The following is a 16,479-nucleotide window of genomic DNA, read 5'->3' as shown; positions in this document are numbered from 1 at the left end:
ACCATGCTCAATATCGTCTTATTTGAACCCGAAATTCCACCGAATACGGGTAATATTATCCGCCTATGTGCTAACACAGGCTTTCATCTTCATTTGATCCAACCATTGGGTTTTACTTGGGATGATAAACGTCTACGTCGTGCAGGGCTTGATTATCGTGAATTTGCGGATATTAAGCAGCATCACGATTACTATGCTTTTTTAGAAAGTGAAGGTCTAAACCCTGATAATGCACAATCACCCACTGGTGCGCGTGTATTTGCCTTAACGACGAAAGGGACACCTGCACATAGTAATGTAAGTTATCAAGATGGGGATTATCTCCTGTTTGGGCCTGAAACTCGTGGTTTACCGCCTTATGTGTTGGATAATATGCCAACACAACAGAAAATCAGAGTCCCGATGCTTGCAGATAGTCGCAGTATGAACCTATCAAATACTGTTGCCGTTGTCGTTTTTGAGGCATGGCGTCAGCTAGGTTATCCTGGTGCGTTATTAAGAGACTGAAATGCAAAAAGCGCTAATCATTAATAATGAGCAAGCGCTTTTTTCTATTTAATCCAAAGATATTAAAACTTCGTTTAGTCTATTTTTAGTCGTTTTATTTCAGCAACAACTTTTGTAATATACCGACACCCTTTTCCCACATCCTTTAATACTAATGCGTGAGCACCAATCACAGCGTTGTCGCCTATCTCTATCTCGCCACCAATAATCGAAGAGTTACAACCTATATAAACGTTATTACCGACTCGGATATTGGCTTTGCCGTCTTTCTCTTTTACACCAATAGTCACGCCTTGCATCAAGGTCACATTTTCACCTAACTGGCAGTAATTCGTCAGTACAATCCCGATTGGATGAGGTAATGAAAAGCCTTTACCTATGCGTGTTTTTAATGAGATATCGTTGCAATATTTACGATTATTTTTAGCACCAATACGAATGCCTAATTTTTTAAGAAACCGATTTTTAGAGAAATAAAAGAATTGGGCGACGCGCCACCAAAACAGATAACGAGAACGTTGGCAGAAAAAGACGCGGTGAAAAAGTCTTATCCAATTAAAAGGCTTGTTATCACCAATATATTCAGCGTGTAAACAAGCCTTAAGATCAGAAAGTGTAACTTTGGTTAATGCCATTAAATCCCATCACCACATTCAAAACCGGGCACAACACCATTAAAGTGCTGATCCATATCGAGGGAAGGCTTGTCACTGGTCGGCTTACCAACAATGCGGGCAGGAACACCAGCAACTGTAGTGTGTGCAGGCACCTCATGTAATACCACAGAACCTGCACCAATTTTGGCGCCGCGACCAATCTCGATATTGCCGAGTATTTTAGCACCCGCGCCAATCATCACACCTTCGCGCACTTTAGGGTGACGATCCCCTCCCGTTTTACCTGTTCCCCCTAAAGTGACAGATTGTAAGATGGAAACGTCATTCTCAACGATAGCGGTTTCACCAATCACAATGCCCGTTGCGTGATCCAGCATAATGCCATGACCAATGCGAGCGGCTGGATGAATATCGACACCAAAAGTAACAGATATCTGATTTTGTAAGTAAATAGCAAGTGCTTTACGATCTTGGCTCCATAACCAATGCGCAATGCGATAAGCTTGCAATGCATGGAAACCTTTTAAATAAAGCAGTGGTGTAGAGTATTTATCAACTGCGGGGTCACGTAAGCGTACTGCTGAAATATCGTAAGCTGCACATTCAATCATAGAAGCATCACTACGATAGGCCTCTTCAACAATTTCACGTACTGCAATCGCGGGCATAGTTTGAGTTGCCAGCTTGTTTGCCAGCATATAACTTAAGGCACTGCCTAAATTTTCATGCTTGAGTAGTGTCGCATGGAAGAAGCTTGCCAAAATCGGCTCGCAATCTGCCAAACATTTTGCTTCATTTTTAATATGATCCCAGACTTTTTTTAGTTCTTCTAGCGACATACTCACTCTCATTCTTTTTACATTGAAGCCTAAGTAAATACTTAGGCTTCTTATGTTTAAAACCGAAATGGATACCTTAGACTGATGCCTTAAGCCAATACCTAAATGCATGGCGATTATCTAAAATAGACTTAGAAAAGATTGCTGTCTATCTCATCTTTCGTTGCACGGCCTAATAAAGATAATGCCGCTTCTTTGGCATCTTTATGCTGATATAAAATCTGGTAGATCTGTTCAGTGATAGGCATTTCAACACCAACTTGTTCAGCTAATGCACGAACTTCTTTGGTATTACGATAACCTTCGACTACCTGCCCGATTTTCTCTTGGGCTGTATCAACGTCAAAACCTTGGCCTAGCATCATGCCGAATCGACGATTACGAGATTGGTTATCGGTACAGGTTAACACTAAATCACCCAAGCCAGCCATTCCCATAAACGTTGCGGCATCTGCACCTAATGCTTTACCTAAACGGCTCATTTCAGCAAGACCTCGGGTGATCAGCGCTGTACGCGCATTAGCACCAAAGCCCATACCATCAGACATACCCGCACCAATAGCAATCACGTTTTTGACCGCGCCACCTAATTGCACACCGATAAAGTCAGGATTTTTATAGACACGGAAGCTTTTGCCACAATGGAAAAGCTGTTGAAGTTCTTCAGAGAACGTATTATCCGTTGATGCCACAGAAATCGCGGTGGGCAAACCAGCGGCAAGCTCTTTAGCAAAAGTAGGACCTGATAAAACTGCGAGCGGGATTTCATTACCTAATACTTCACGCGCTACATCTTGCAACAAGCGACCAGTATGTGCCTCAAGTCCTTTTGTCGCCCAAACAACACGCGCATCCTGACGTAAAAAGGGTTTGATCTGTTGTAATACATCACCAAAAACATGGCTTGGGATCACAACCAGAATATTACGGCTGGCTTCAATGGCTTTTTGCAAAGAAGCTTCCATGTATAAACTATCAGGAAAGGAAACATCGGGCAGAAATGCCTGATTACAGCGAGCTTGCTCTAACGCAGCAACATGCTCAGCATCATGACCCCAAAGTACGACGTCATGACCATTGCGCGCTAAAGTAATCGCTAAAGCGGTGCCGTATGAACCGGCACCGATAACTGTCATAGAAGCGTTCATTAAGCTTCTTCAGCCCCTTCATTAGCCGCATCAGTTTGTTGCTGTTGTAAATAGTTCATAAACAACGCATCAAAGTTAACAGGTGCTAAGTTCAGTTGTGGGAAAGTACCACGGCTAACTAAGTTAGTGATACATTCACGAGCGTAAGGGAACAGAACGTTAGGGCAATATGCACCTAAGCAATGTGCCAGTTGAGTGCCTTCGATACCTTCAACGGTAAAGATACCTGCTTGTTGAACTTCACACAGGAATGCTGTTTCGTTATCCATTGTTGCGGTTACAGTCACGCGCAGAATAACTTCATAGACGTTTTCAGCTAAAGTATTAGAAGAAGTATCCAGATCTAATTTAACTTCTGGTTGCCACTCTTTTTGGAAAACTTGTGGGGCATTAGGCGCTTCAAAAGAGATATCTTTTGTATAGATACGTTGAATTTGAAAAGTCATCTCTTGGTTTTGCTGTTCTGACATAATAATCTTACCTTTTTATATCCTTATTAATTGAATAGCAGTAAGTATAGAACTCAATCTGCCCGCTCGTTACTTTTTACCTTTAGCCAGTGGTAAATTCTCACCACTCCAGCCTGAAAGACCATCTTTTAAGATAAAGACTTTTTCAAAACCGAGTTTAATTAGGCTTTCTGCAGGTTTAGCACCTTCAATACCTGATGGTGACACAACAATAACTGGCTGTGATTTATATTTCTCCAGCTCAGCAATATTATTATTTTTGATTTCAGAAGGCGTTAAATTGATAGAATCAATGATGTGTCCTTTACGGAATTCATCACGGCTACGGATATCAACACACACCGCATTCTCTTTGTTTATCAAAGAAATCGCTTCTGTACGGGAAATATTTTTCGTCTTAGAAAAAAGCCCTTTAAAGGTCAATACAATGACCGCCACCAGCAACGCGACCCAGACAAAGCTTAACAGGGTGTGCCGGTTGAAAAATTGCATTACTTCTTGCAGCATAGGATGCAATCACTCTCGTTGGTTAAAAATAGTATCAAAGAGCCAAAGTATACCTTTGTCATGGCGCAATTACAGCCTATTCCTGCTTTTCTCTTTCTATTTTTGCGGAAAGTTTCTCAACAATCATTTTTTTTATTGACGGATTTATGTACCATTAGCGTCGGTTCCGTGAAAAAGGATGAATTGAAAAGGCCTTGTCTTTTTACTCTACAGGATCCCTCTTCAGGCAAGCTATTAATAAATCAACATCCCTAATAGTGGCTACTTACGTATAAAATCACCCATATTACGTAAGATTTATACCTGTCTGAGATACAACAACTATCTGTTATTTATTTAAAAGTATTGAGAACACGAGCATGTCGCAAACAAATCAAGTGCCTAAAATTGGATTCGTTTCATTAGGTTGCCCTAAAAATTTAGTGGACTCTGAACGTATCCTAACCGAACTGCGTACAGAAGGTTATCAAGTTGTTCCTACCTATAATGATGCTGATTTAGTCATCGTCAACACCTGTGGGTTTATTGACAGCGCAGTACAAGAATCGCTAGAAGCGATTGGTGAAGCACTCGATGAAAACGGTAAAGTGATTGTTACTGGCTGTTTAGGTGCAAAAGAGAACCAAATTCGTGAAGTGCACCCTAAAGTACTCGAGATCACAGGGCCTCATAGTTATGAGCAAGTTTTATCTCATATTCACCACTATGTACCCAAACCTGATCATAATCCTTTTCTCAGCCTTGTTCCTGAACAGGGTGTAAAATTAACGCCTCGTCATTACGCGTATTTAAAAATCTCTGAAGGCTGTAATCACCGTTGTACTTTCTGCATCATCCCATCAATGCGAGGCGATTTAGATAGTCGTCCAATTGGTGAAGTATTAGGCGAAGCTAAAAGATTAGTGAATGCTGGCGTAAAAGAGTTACTGGTTATCTCTCAAGATACTTCAGCTTACGGTGTTGATACTAAACATCAAACGGGCTTTTGGGATGGAATGCCTGTCAAAACCAGTATGGTCAGTTTATGTGAACAACTGGCAAAATTAGGGATTTGGGTTCGCTTACATTATGTTTATCCCTATCCACATGTTGATGACGTTATTCCTTTAATGGCTGAAGGCAAAATTTTGCCTTATCTGGATATTCCATTACAGCATGCAAGCCCTAAAATTTTAAAACTGATGAAACGCCCAGGTGCCGTTGAGCGTACCTTAGAGCGAGTAAAACGCTGGCGTGAAATTTGCCCTGAATTAACCTTACGTTCTACCTTTATTGTCGGCTTTCCGGGTGAAACAGAAGAAGATTTCCAAATGTTGTTGGATTTCCTCACCGAAGCTCGCCTTGATCGCGTAGGTTGCTTTAAATACAGCCCTGTTGATGGAGCGAAAGCAAATGAATTGGCAGATCAAGTACCTGAAGAAGTGAAAGAAGAGCGTTATCATCGCTTTATGCAATTACAGCAACAAATTTCGACGGAACGCTTGCAAGAAAAAATCGGCAAAGTATTGCTTGTTATGATTGATGAAGTGGATGAAGAAGGTGCGATTGGTCGTAGTATGGCTGATGCGCCTGAAATTGATGGTGCAGTTTATCTCAATGAGCAATTTGATGTAGAACCGGGACAAATCGTTCGTGTTCTTATTGAACATGCAGACGAATATGACCTTTGGGGTACTATCGTCGAATAATCTCTCTCGTGGACAGCGTGATATTCTATTGCGCTGTCACACAGAATACCTCTTTTTTCCTCTCACCTATGATTATTGCTTTATAATCTCTTATTAATTGAATAGATTACCTGTTAGGTATTATCTGAAATTTCGGCTTTATTTCGTGTTAGCTGGTCAGTTGTTTTATGGCATGGAATAATCTTACAAACTGTTATGAAAGGTACGTTGGTCAGATGGCAGAGAAAATGGATCTTCAAAAAAAAACACATCCGTCTTATCGTGTATTTTCTTTACCGTTAATCACGTTGCTTATTAGCACCGCTCTCTTTTCTGCATCCCCTGTTTTTGCTAACACATTAACGGATAACCGCAATCAGCTAAAAGATCTACAAACCACGATTGCAGAAAAAGAAAAACAGGTTCAAGAACAACAAAAACAACGTACAGCCCTTCTTAATCAATTAAAAACACAAGAAACCCAAATTTCTAGTGCAGGTCGATCGGTGCATGAAACCCAAAACCGCTTACAAACATTGGGTAAAGAGATAAAAACCATTACCGCAAATATTGCGCGTCTGCAAAAACAGTATCAGTCACAGCAAGCATTATTGGCGCGTCAAATGGATGCCGCTTATCGTCAAGGTAAACACCAAGGTATAGAACTTCTGTTTCGTGGAGAAGAAGGCCAACGTGAAGAGCGTATTTTAGCGTATTACAGCTATATTAATGATGCACGCAAAGAAACAATGGCAGAGCTTGCTCAAACCTCAAAAGAGCTTGAAGCTGAAAAAGCAGCGCAGCAAGCAAAACAGAATGAACAAAAACAAGTCTTAACGAAACAACAGCAAGAAAAACAAAAGCTTGATAATGCCTTAGCCGCACGACAAAAAACACTGACTCAGCTTGAATCTACCTTAAAAGCAGATCAGAAAAACTTAGCCACCATGCGAGCTAACGAAGCACAATTAAGAAACAAAATTGCGCAAGCAGAGCGCGAAGCCAAAGCTCGCGCAGAGCGTGAAGCCCGAGAAGCGGCACGTATTGCCGCAAAACAACGCGAAGCCCAACAGCGCGGTTCAACCTATAAACCAACCGCTGAAGAACAGTCATTGATGTCACGTACTGGCGGTTTAGGTAAACCCGCCGGACAAGCAATTTGGCCAATCAGAGGCTCTTTATTACACCGTTTTGGTGAGTCTATTTCTGGCTCTGGTGAATTACGTTGGAAAGGAATTGTCATACCCGCAGCACAAGGCACAGAAGTAAAAGCGATTGCTGATGGCCGTGTGTTATTAGCCGATTGGCTTCAAGGTTATGGCCTAGTCGTGGTAGTTGAACACGGTAAAGGCGATATGAGCCTTTATGGTTATAACCAAAGTGCTTTAGTGAATGTCGGTCAGCAAGTAAAAGCAGGTCAGCCTATTGCTTTAGTAGGTAACAGTGGTGGGCAAGAGCGTTCAGCACTCTATTTTGAAATCAGACGTCAAGGAAAAGCAGTGAACCCTGTTCCTTGGCTTGGGAGGTAGGTTTGAAATTACTTGGCACATTACAACGCAAACACTCTTTTTTACTTAGTTTAATGTTGCTAAGCCTCGTTGTGAGCACGCCTGCATTTGCAGCTAAATTAGCCATTGTGATTGATGATTTTGGTTATCGTAAAAAAGAGGATAACCAAGTTTTACAACTTCCTACTGCAGTTTCTATCGCCATTTTGCCTGATTCTCCTCATGGTAAAGAGGTGGCGACTAAAGCGCATGCACAAGGACGAGAAATTCTGATCCACATGCCAATGGCCCCCATTAGCAAGCAACCTCTGGAGCGCGATACCCTAAAACCTTCCATGGATCAGGCTGAAATTAATCGTATTATTCAACACGCTATTAATAATGTGCCTTACGCTGTTGGTATGAATAACCATATGGGCAGTGCGATGACATCAGATAGACAAGCGATGGATAGAGTCATTAAAGCGCTTAATCACTCTAATCTCTATTTTTTAGATAGCGTGACCATTGGTAATACACAAGCAGCCATTGCGGCTAAAGCTGCGGGAGTGCCTTCTTTACGTCGTCATGTTTTTCTCGATAACGTACAAACAGAAGCCGAAACAAGGCAACAACTCGCTCGCGCCATTGCTTTAGCACGAAAAAATGGCTCTGCAATTGCTATCGGTCATCCTCATCCCTCAACGGTTAGAGCATTACAACAACAGTTGCCTTTATTACCTGCAGATATTCAACTTGTGGCACCAAGTCGCTTGTTAAAACCACAACAAGAAAAGCCCGAACAACCAAAACCGCCAAAAGTTGCACCTCCAACAGAACAGCCGCAAGAGCCAAAACCCGCTTCATGGTTAAAACCAGCACAAGAAGCGATTATTTCGATGAAAAAAAGTACGCTAATTAATACATTATCCCGTGGATTTAGCACCGCAGAAAAAAAGAAAACACCTACTCCAAATGAAACTGGTGAAGTAAAAGAGTAACGTAATAAAAAAGAGCCTTAGAAGGCTCTTTTTTAGCTTAATGATCACATATCACTGCCAATCTAAAATCACTTTACCTGATTGACCTGAACGCATGATATCAAAGCCTTTTTGGAATTCATCAATTGGGAATTCGTGGGTAATAATCGGCGAGAGATCAAGGCCAGACTGAATAAGTGCCGCCATCTTATACCATGTTTCAAACATCTCACGACCATAGATACCTTTAATAAACAGCCCTTTAAAGATAACTTGCCCCCAATCAATCGCCATATCAGAAGGAGGAATACCCAACAGCGCAATACGACCACCATGATTCATCGTATTCAGCATGGTACGAAACGCAGGTGGTGCGCCTGACATCTCTAATCCCACATCAAAGCCTTCTGTCATACCTAACTCTTTCATGACATCGATTAGGTTTTCTTTGCTGACATTCACCGCTCGGGTAACACCCATTTTTTTCGCAAGATCAAGGCGATATTCATTAACATCAGTGATCACCACATGGCGCGCACCCACATGTTTACAAATTGCTGCCGCCATAATCCCAATTGGACCTGCGCCAGAAACCAGCACATCTTCGCCGACTAAATCAAAAGATAATGCGGTGTGAACGGCATTACCAAAGGGATCAAAAATCGCCGCTAATTCATCAGGAATATTGTCTGGAATTTTAAAGGCATTAAAGGCAGGGATAACCAGATATTCAGCAAAACAGCCAGGGCGATTTACCCCCACACCAATGGTGTTACGGCATAAATGCGTACGACCGCCACGACAATTACGGCAATGACCACAAGTGATATGCCCTTCACCCGAGACACGATCACCAATATTAAAGCCTTTCACTTCCTGCCCTATCGCAACAATTTCACCGATATATTCATGCCCGACAACCATAGGAACAGGAATGGTTTTTTGTGACCACTCATCCCAGTTATAAATATGAACATCAGTGCCACAAATCGCCGTTTTACGAATTTTGATCATCACATCGTTATGACCAAGCTCAGGTACTGGAACATCGGTCATCCAAATACCTTCTTGTGCTTTTAATTTTGACAATGCTTTCATAGAGTAACCTTATGCAATCACATTAAGTTCTTTGCCAATTTTGATAAATGCCGCTACTGCACGCTCAATTTGTTCAGTAGTATGTGCTGCCGACATTTGTGTCCGAATACGGGCTTGCCCTTGAGGTACAACAGGATAGAAAAATCCTGTGACATAAATGCCTTCATTAAGTAAGCGGGTGGCAAATTCTTGGGCTAATTTAGCCTCGCCTAACATAACTGGAATAATCGCATGATCCGCCCCCGCCAATGTAAAGCCTGCCTCACTCATTTTTTCACGGAAAAGCGAAGCGTTACGCCATAAACGAGCACGAATTTCATCACCCGTTTTCAGCATATCTAAAACAGCAATAGAAGCCGAAACAATCGCAGGCGCTAACGAGTTCGAGAATAAATAAGGACGAGAACGCTGGCGTAACCACTCAACCACTTCTTTACGTGCTGCGGTATACCCCCCTGATGCACCACCTAATGCTTTACCTAAAGTGCCCGTAATAATGTCAACTCTGCCCATCACATCACAATATTCATGCGTACCACGGCCTTGAGCGCCCACAAAACCTACGGCATGCGAATCATCGACCATCACTAAGGCACCAAATTCATCCGCTAAATCACAGATAGATTTAAGATCGGCAATCACACCATCCATAGAAAACACGCCGTCTGTCGCGATCATAATGTGGCGAGCATTTTCTGCTTTGGCTTTTTCAAGTTGTGCACGCAGCTCTGCCATATTGTTATTGGCGTAGCGATAACGCTTCGCTTTACATAAACGCACACCATCAATAATAGAAGCATGGTTTAAGGCATCAGAAATAATCGCGTCTTCTGGCCCCATTAATGTTTCAAATAGTCCGCCATTAGCATCAAAGCAAGATGAATACAAAATGGCATCTTCCATACCTAAAAATTCAGCAATTTTATTTTCTAATGTTTTATGTGAATCTTGAGTACCACAAATAAAACGTACAGATGCCATACCAAATCCGTGGCTGTCCATACCTGCTTTTGCGGCTTCAATTAATTTTGGATGATTAGCCAAACCTAAATAGTTATTAGCACAAAAGTTAATAACATGACTTCCGTCAGCAACGGCGATATCTGCGCTTTGTGAAGAAGTGATGATGCGCTCATTTTTAAAGAGGCCATCTTGACGAGTTTGTTCGAGTTGTTGATTAATTTGTTGATAGAAAGAGTGGGTAGACATACTTTCTCCTAAGACTGCAGGGCGAAAAGAGGTAACATACATTTTTTGATTATAATGTAGTCGTTATTGTTTCTTATTCTATGCTTTTGCTCTATTAAAAACGACAAATGTAAATAAATAATGTTATTTGTGTAATTAAGATCACTAATACACACTGTATTTTTCGAGAATTTCAGCCTGTTATTCCGTGATGAACACTACCGTTAACGCTGTTCAGTGTTATTATAGACCTAGAGCTAATTTTTAGATTTTTATAGGAAGGGGTAGCCACATGATTATCGTCACGGGCGGTGCAGGTTTTATCGGCAGCAATATTGTTAAAGCATTAAATGATGAAGGTTATACCGATATATTGGTTGTTGATAACCTTAAAGATGGCACCAAGTTCGTGAATTTGGTCGATCTGAATATCACTGATTACATGGATAAAGAAGATTTTATTGCCAGCATTGTTGCTGGTGATGATTTTGGTGATATTGATGCGGTTTTCCATGAAGGTGCTTGCTCTTCTACCACTGAGTGGGACGGCAAATATATGATGGATAACAACTATCAATATTCTAAAGAGCTACTTCATTTCTGTCTCGAGCGCCAAATTCCTTTCTTATATGCCTCTTCTGCTGCCACTTATGGTGGTCGTACAGATAACTTTATTGAAGATAGAAAATATGAAGCGCCTTTAAATGTGTATGGCTATTCAAAATTCTTATTCGATGAATATGTGCGTCAGATTTTACCTGAAGCAGAATCGATGATTTGTGGCTTCCGTTATTTTAATGTTTATGGCCCTCGTGAAGGACATAAAGGCGGTATGGCAAGTGTTGCATTCCATTTAAATAACCAAGTCAATGCAGGTCAAAATCCAAAATTATTTGAAGGTAGCGAAACCTTCCAGCGTGATTTTATTTACGTTGGGGATGTGGCGGCGGTTAATTTATGGTTCTGGCGCAATAATGTATCGGGTATTTTTAACTGTGGTACAGGCCGAGCTGAATCATTCCAAGCTGTTGCAGATGCGGTTATTGCTTATCATAAAGATAAAGATCTCTCTATCGAACACATTGAGTTTCCAGAGAAATTAAAAGGTCGTTACCAAGCCTTTACTCAAGCTGATCTAACGAATTTACGTAAAGCGGGTTATACCGCACCGTTTAAAACAGTTGCCGAAGGTGTCGAGCTTTATATGCAATGGTTAAATCAAGGTAAGTAATCGCTGTTTATGAAAATCTTTGTGGTAGGGCCTTCATGGGTCGGGGACATGATGATGTCTCAAAGTCTTTATCGTACATTGAAAGCATTACATCCTGCGGCAACGATTGATGTGATGGCACCAGCATGGTGCCGTCCACTACTCGAAAAAATGCCAGAAGTGGATAATGCCATCCCAATGCCATTAGGCCATGGCGCGTTAGCCATTGGTGAACGTCGCCGTTTAGGAAAACAATTAAGAGAGAATGGTTATACCCATGCTTATGTATTACCTAACTCGTTTAAATCTGCCTTAGTCCCTTTCTTTGCAGATATTCCTAAGCGCACAGGTTGGCGTGGAGAAATGCGTTATGGCTTATTAAATGATTTACGCCCTTTAGATAAAGACGCTTTTCCGCTAATGGTTGAACGTTATGTGGCGCTGGCTTATGACAAGCAGAAAGTACAAAAAGCGACAGATTTACCTCAACCTCTGCTTTGGCCTAAGCTATCAGTCACCGAGAGTGATATCTCTACCACATTGCATCAATTTTCATTATCGACACAACGCCCTGCGATTGGTTTTTGCCCCGGTGCTGAATTTGGCCCCGCAAAACGTTGGCCTCATTATCATTATGCCGCTTTAGCACAAAAATTAATTGCTGAGCAGGGTTATCAGATTTTCCTTTTTGGCTCTCAAAAAGACAACGAAGCTGGTGAAGAGATCAAACAAACCTTAACGCCAGAAGCTCGTGAAGCCTGTTTTAATCTTGCAGGCGAAACCAGTCTTGAACAGGCGGTTAATTTGATTGCATCTTGTAAAGCCATCGTCAGTAATGACTCTGGTTTAATGCATGTGGCAGCCGCCTTAGAGCGCCCATTAGTCGCCCTTTACGGCCCAAGTAGCCCTGATTTTACGCCACCGTTATCCCATAAAGCGCGCGTGATCCGTTTAATTACGGGTTATCACAAAGTACGTAAAGGGGATGCTGAACAAGGTTATCACCAAAGCTTAATTGATATTCAGCCAGAGAAGGTTTTTGCTGAATTAGAAAATTTACTGTCAACGGAGCCATCAGCGTGAAGCGGGTATTAATCGTTAAAACCTCTTCCATGGGCGATGTTTTACATACATTGCCAGCATTAACTGATGCCATAAATGCATATCCTGATATCCGCTTTGATTGGGCAGTTGAAGAAGGTTTTGCACAAATCCCAAGCTGGCATCAAGCCGTTGATACCGTGATCCCTGTGGCTATTCGCCGTTGGCGTAAAAACTGGTTTAGTGCACCTATTCGTGCTGAACGTGCTCAATTTCGTCAAGCGATCCAAGCACATCATTACGATGCTGTGATTGATGCACAAGGTTTATTAAAAAGCGCCTTTTTGGTCACTCGATACGCCAAAGGCACTAAACACGGCTATTCTCGTCAAAGTGCCCGTGAACCTTTAGCCCGTTTTTTTTACGATATTCGCCACGATGTCAGTAAAAAAATGCATGCCGTTGAGCGAATTCGCCAGTTGTTTGCCTTAAGCTTAAATTACCCTATTCCACAATCTCAGGGTGATTATGGGATTGCGCAGCATTTTCTCTCACTTCCATCCTTTGATGAACGCCCTTATTTGGTCTTCTTGCACGCAACAACACGTGATGAGAAACATTGGCCAGAATCTCATTGGCGAAAATTAATTGCCCTACTTGCCGATTCTGGATTGCGCATCAAATTACCTTGGGGCGCAGAGCATGAACATCAACGCGCGATTCGTTTAGCCAAAGATTTTGACTATGTTGATGTGTTGCCAAAAATGTCACTCGCTGATGTTGCTCAAGTGATTGCGGGTGCGAAAAGTGTCGTGTCTGTCGATACCGGATTGAGCCACTTAACCGCCGCATTAGATAAGCCTAATATCACCCTATTTGGTCCTACCGATCCCGGTTTAATCGGCGGTTACGGTAAAGACCAAACGTCTGTAAAAGCAGAAGGCGGGGATATTGGGGAGATAAGTGCGCAGGATATTTTTATAAAGCTAAATAATAATGAATAGTAATATGAAAATTTATATTGTTAATTTAGAAAAAGATGTTGAAAGAAAGGCATCAATTAAAGCACAGCTTGATGATTTAAATTTAAACTATGAGTTTATCTCAGCCGTTTATGGGAAAAACCTTTCTCAAGAAGAAATTTCGCGTTTAAGCCCTGATTTTGAGAAAACCAGTTTAACATTGCCAGAATTAGGTTGTGCCTTAAGTCATTTGAACGTTTATAAAAAAATTATTGAAAATAATGAAGATATTGCACTTATTTTAGAAGATGATGTAAAGCTTAATCCTAATTTAAGCCAATATTTAGATATACTCAGTCATCGAAATCTTACTAACAAGCCAGAAATTATCTTACTAAATAAAGTAAATGAGTATATTGATAGCTTTAAACAGAAACTTAATGATACTTATTCATTAGTTAATGTCATCGATTCCGTTGGTGCATATGGATACTGTATTAATCAAATAGCTGCAAAAAATTTACTCAAATTTTTACAACCTATATGGATAGTGTCAGATGAATGGAAGCTCATCAGAGAAAAAAATATTTCAGCAATTAAAGCGATAGTACCACCTTTAATCACATTCACAATACATGCGGATAATTCGACAATATCTAATGAAGTTAGAGCTGATCTCACTGATTTCGATAGAAAAAAACGAAAAAGAAGCTTAAAAGAATCGATCAGATTAATATTTTGGCGTATTTTCATCCGTAGCTGGGTAAGAAAAGTACGCCCCTAGAAGATTTATTCTTATTATCTTCTATCTACTTTAAATCATTATTATTTTTCCTGTCGTCGCTGGGTTACACCAGCGCTGTTTATACTCCCCAGACATAAAGCCGTATGAATAATATAATGGTAAATTAAGTTCATTAGCTACATTATTAGCTTTAATTATATTATTCCACATTGCTATTGTGCCTAATGAATGTTTTTTTATTTCCATATCATAGCCAATATTACAAAAATCAACAAAGAAGCCTAATTTAGATTGTGTCGATATTAAAAACTGTATACATATTGGAGTATTTTTATAATATAACACTTGCCCAAATAAACTATTTTTAAACCTTTTAAAAAAATCTATGCAGATATTTCGATCACCAATACCTATATTTCTTCGTTTAAAAAAAAGCTCATTGAAAATATCATATAATTTGCTACTCTCGATCTCTTTTATATCAACAAATTCCCCTCCATCATTACAAAAACGTCGAATATCTCTTTCTCTTGTCTGCACTGTTTTTTTTGAAAACTCGCTTATTGATTTACTTAAAGCAATCTTTCTTTTTGAAAATAAAGAAAATGATGCATTAATAAAATTTGTTGAAAGTGGATTTAAACATTTTGATTTAAATGGAGCGATACATCTAACCGATGGATCAAAAGGAGGCAAAGGTGAAAACTCGGGAATAAAAGGAGCTATTTTTTCTCTATTTTCTTTAATAGGATTCTTCCAATCATTAACTAACCAACCATTATCTAAACAAGCTGACCCTAATAATTTACCTTTTTTTATATAGGATAGGAAAGTAAGTTCAATACCTTGATCCAGCATATACTGAATAAAATCTGGAGATGACTCAGAATTATAACCATAAATATCACAACATTCTTTATATTCAGAAAATGTCGTTTTCTCCCATCCTAAAAACTTTAACATAATGCTATGCCTTAAAATTATCTAATTAAATACTCTATTTTTTATAACACAAAGAGATAATTATTTTACTGCTCATTTTATCTTCTAATTTTTGTTTGATAATACTCAGCTAACGTCATTCCCTGCACTTTATCCGACAAGAAACTAAATAACATTTCTAAATCGTCATAAAGCCCTTCAATCTCCTTTTCTGTTCGGAATGTTGGACTACCGCCTGGCATAAATTCAGACGAATGCAACATAAATTCAATATGAGAGTGGCCTTGAGATAACGATTTATCAGCCACTTCAATCATCTGTTGTGCATTACCGCCTTTAGGGCGTAGCCAATTGACAGAAGGTGCTCGTTGTTTACCTCTTAATTTATCGTAACCCTGCTTAACTTTATTCATTAAAGGAGAGTGCTTATATTGAATACTCATCGGCACTTCTAGCAACGAAGAATTTCCCGTTTTAGTAATATCCTCTAAATTCATAAAATAAGCATGACTTGGAAAATCCGTATAATTGGTGCCACCAGACTGTGCGGGATCGCCTTTGGTAAATCGCCAATCCACTTTAGGCGTGACAGAGCAATCAACTTGATAACCAAATTCAACTAAGAGTTGTGCATAAATTTCATTAAAAGCCCAACGCCCTGCACGATGACTTAACATTTTGGTTTGCAGTTTATCTTCAAGTAAGTCAGTCATTAATGCGATTTTTTCTCGCATTTGCGCTTTAGGGTATTCAATTAAATAGGGTTGATAACGCAAATCGTCATCCGTTAAAGGAATTAATGGCGGACTATTCCAAGCATGTAAGTGCATGCCTATTTCCCCCGTATTACGGGCAATAACATCACGAGCAAACTCAATATACGCCTCATCCATAACCATTTCATAGTTTGTTAACCAAACGGGTTTAAAATGAAAGCGCTCACAGAGTTGCTGAAAACGGGGTAGAAAATGTGTATTTTGAGTGGTGATCTCACCCTCATTTTCCCAAAGATTATCGCCTTCGGTATCTAATGTGATAATAAATGCAGGTTTAGTCATTGAAATACCTTAC

Annotated in this window: 17 protein-coding genes; 8 read left to right on the top strand and 9 right to left on the bottom strand. The window is 40.2% G+C overall.

From position 1 onward, the window contains the following. Positions 1-3 precede the first annotated feature (3 nt). Entirely contained in the window at positions 4-507 is a 504-nt protein-coding gene (trmL, locus tag B6258_RS02430) for a tRNA (uridine(34)/cytosine(34)/5-carboxymethylaminomethyluridine(34)-2'-O)-methyltransferase TrmL (RefSeq protein WP_036933349.1), read from the top strand. A 74-nt stretch (positions 508-581) separates the two neighbouring features. Here trmL and B6258_RS02425 read toward each other — a convergent pair whose 3' ends face one another. The 5 genes from B6258_RS02425 to B6258_RS02405 form a co-directional block, all read right to left on the bottom strand. Next, a complete protein-coding gene (locus tag B6258_RS02425) occupies positions 582-1,142 on the bottom strand; it encodes a serine acetyltransferase (RefSeq protein WP_099073941.1) in 561 nt (186 codons plus the stop codon). Further along, positions 1,142-1,963, bottom strand: a complete 822-nt coding sequence (gene cysE, locus B6258_RS02420) for a serine O-acetyltransferase (protein ID WP_099073940.1) — start codon at positions 1,961-1,963, stop codon at positions 1,142-1,144. Before cysE ends, B6258_RS02425 begins: the two co-directional genes overlap by 1 nt. A gap of 131 nt (positions 1,964-2,094) precedes the next feature. Further along, positions 2,095-3,111 (bottom strand): NAD(P)H-dependent glycerol-3-phosphate dehydrogenase, encoded by a 1,017-nt coding sequence (gene gpsA, locus B6258_RS02415; protein ID WP_099073939.1) that lies wholly within the window; start codon positions 3,109-3,111, stop codon positions 2,095-2,097. Then, positions 3,111-3,581 (bottom strand): protein-export chaperone SecB, encoded by a 471-nt coding sequence (gene secB, locus B6258_RS02410; protein WP_006534205.1) that lies wholly within the window; start codon positions 3,579-3,581, stop codon positions 3,111-3,113. The genes gpsA and secB overlap by 1 nt, the downstream gene beginning before the upstream one ends. Positions 3,582-3,650: 69 nt before the next feature. Next, positions 3,651-4,088 (bottom strand): rhodanese-like domain-containing protein, encoded by a 438-nt coding sequence (locus B6258_RS02405; protein ID WP_023583406.1) that lies wholly within the window; start codon positions 4,086-4,088, stop codon positions 3,651-3,653. 359 nt (positions 4,089-4,447) lie between these two features. Here B6258_RS02405 and rimO point away from each other — a divergent pair, with 359 nt between their 5' ends. The 3 genes from rimO to B6258_RS02385 all read left to right on the top strand — a co-directional run bounded on the left by rimO (position 4,448) and on the right by B6258_RS02385 (position 8,243). Then, positions 4,448-5,776 carry a 30S ribosomal protein S12 methylthiotransferase RimO gene (gene rimO / locus B6258_RS02395; protein WP_099073937.1) on the top strand — a complete coding sequence of 443 codons (1,329 nt, stop codon included), beginning with the start codon at positions 4,448-4,450 and terminating at the stop codon, positions 5,774-5,776. Positions 5,777-5,991: 215 nt separating this feature from the next. Beyond that, on the top strand, positions 5,992-7,284 hold the full coding sequence (envC, locus tag B6258_RS02390) for a murein hydrolase activator EnvC (RefSeq protein ID WP_099073936.1): 1,293 nt from the start codon (positions 5,992-5,994) through the stop codon (positions 7,282-7,284). 2 nt (positions 7,285-7,286) lie between these two features. After that, entirely contained in the window at positions 7,287-8,243 is a 957-nt protein-coding gene (locus B6258_RS02385; RefSeq protein ID WP_099073935.1) for a divergent polysaccharide deacetylase family protein, read from the top strand. A gap of 51 nt (positions 8,244-8,294) precedes the next feature. On the opposite strand, the gene tdh is transcribed toward B6258_RS02385, so the two are convergent. Beyond that, entirely contained in the window at positions 8,295-9,320 is a 1,026-nt protein-coding gene (tdh, locus tag B6258_RS02380) for an L-threonine 3-dehydrogenase (protein WP_099073934.1), read from the bottom strand. 9 nt (positions 9,321-9,329) lie between these two features. Beyond that, complete coding sequence (locus B6258_RS02375; RefSeq protein ID WP_099073933.1) at positions 9,330-10,529, bottom strand: glycine C-acetyltransferase; 1,200 nt, start codon at positions 10,527-10,529, stop codon at positions 9,330-9,332. 271 nt (positions 10,530-10,800) lie between these two features. Here B6258_RS02375 and rfaD point away from each other — a divergent pair, with 271 nt between their 5' ends. The 4 genes from rfaD to B6258_RS02355 are packed head-to-tail and all read left to right on the top strand — an operon-like array spanning position 10,801 to position 14,505. Continuing rightward, entirely contained in the window at positions 10,801-11,739 is a 939-nt protein-coding gene (gene rfaD / locus B6258_RS02370) for an ADP-glyceromanno-heptose 6-epimerase (RefSeq protein WP_099073932.1), read from the top strand. Positions 11,740-11,748: 9 nt separating this feature from the next. Continuing rightward, the gene (gene rfaF / locus B6258_RS02365; protein ID WP_099073931.1) at positions 11,749-12,801 is read left to right on the top strand and encodes an ADP-heptose--LPS heptosyltransferase RfaF; all 1,053 of its coding nucleotides are present in this window, start codon (positions 11,749-11,751) and stop codon (positions 12,799-12,801) included. Next, the gene (gene rfaC / locus B6258_RS02360; RefSeq protein ID WP_099073930.1) at positions 12,798-13,763 is read left to right on the top strand and encodes a lipopolysaccharide heptosyltransferase RfaC; all 966 of its coding nucleotides are present in this window, start codon (positions 12,798-12,800) and stop codon (positions 13,761-13,763) included. Before rfaF ends, rfaC begins: the two co-directional genes overlap by 4 nt. Before the next feature lie 4 nt (positions 13,764-13,767). Then, positions 13,768-14,505 (top strand): glycosyltransferase family 25 protein, encoded by a 738-nt coding sequence (locus tag B6258_RS02355; RefSeq protein ID WP_164996124.1) that lies wholly within the window; start codon positions 13,768-13,770, stop codon positions 14,503-14,505. 30 nt (positions 14,506-14,535) lie between these two features. On the opposite strand, the gene B6258_RS02350 is transcribed toward B6258_RS02355, so the two are convergent. Both B6258_RS02350 and B6258_RS02345 read right to left on the bottom strand, forming a co-directional pair. Next, entirely contained in the window at positions 14,536-15,429 is an 894-nt protein-coding gene (locus B6258_RS02350; protein ID WP_240531508.1) for an antimicrobial resistance protein Mig-14, read from the bottom strand. 77 nt (positions 15,430-15,506) lie between these two features. Continuing rightward, complete coding sequence (locus B6258_RS02345; RefSeq protein ID WP_099073927.1) at positions 15,507-16,466, bottom strand: polysaccharide deacetylase family protein; 960 nt, start codon at positions 16,464-16,466, stop codon at positions 15,507-15,509. Between the last annotated feature and the right edge of the window lie 13 nt (positions 16,467-16,479).

Source organism: Proteus alimentorum, from assembly GCF_002607735.1.
Classification (GTDB): domain Bacteria; phylum Pseudomonadota; class Gammaproteobacteria; order Enterobacterales; family Enterobacteriaceae; genus Proteus; species Proteus alimentorum.
This window is presented reverse-complemented; position numbering and strand designations above follow the sequence as displayed.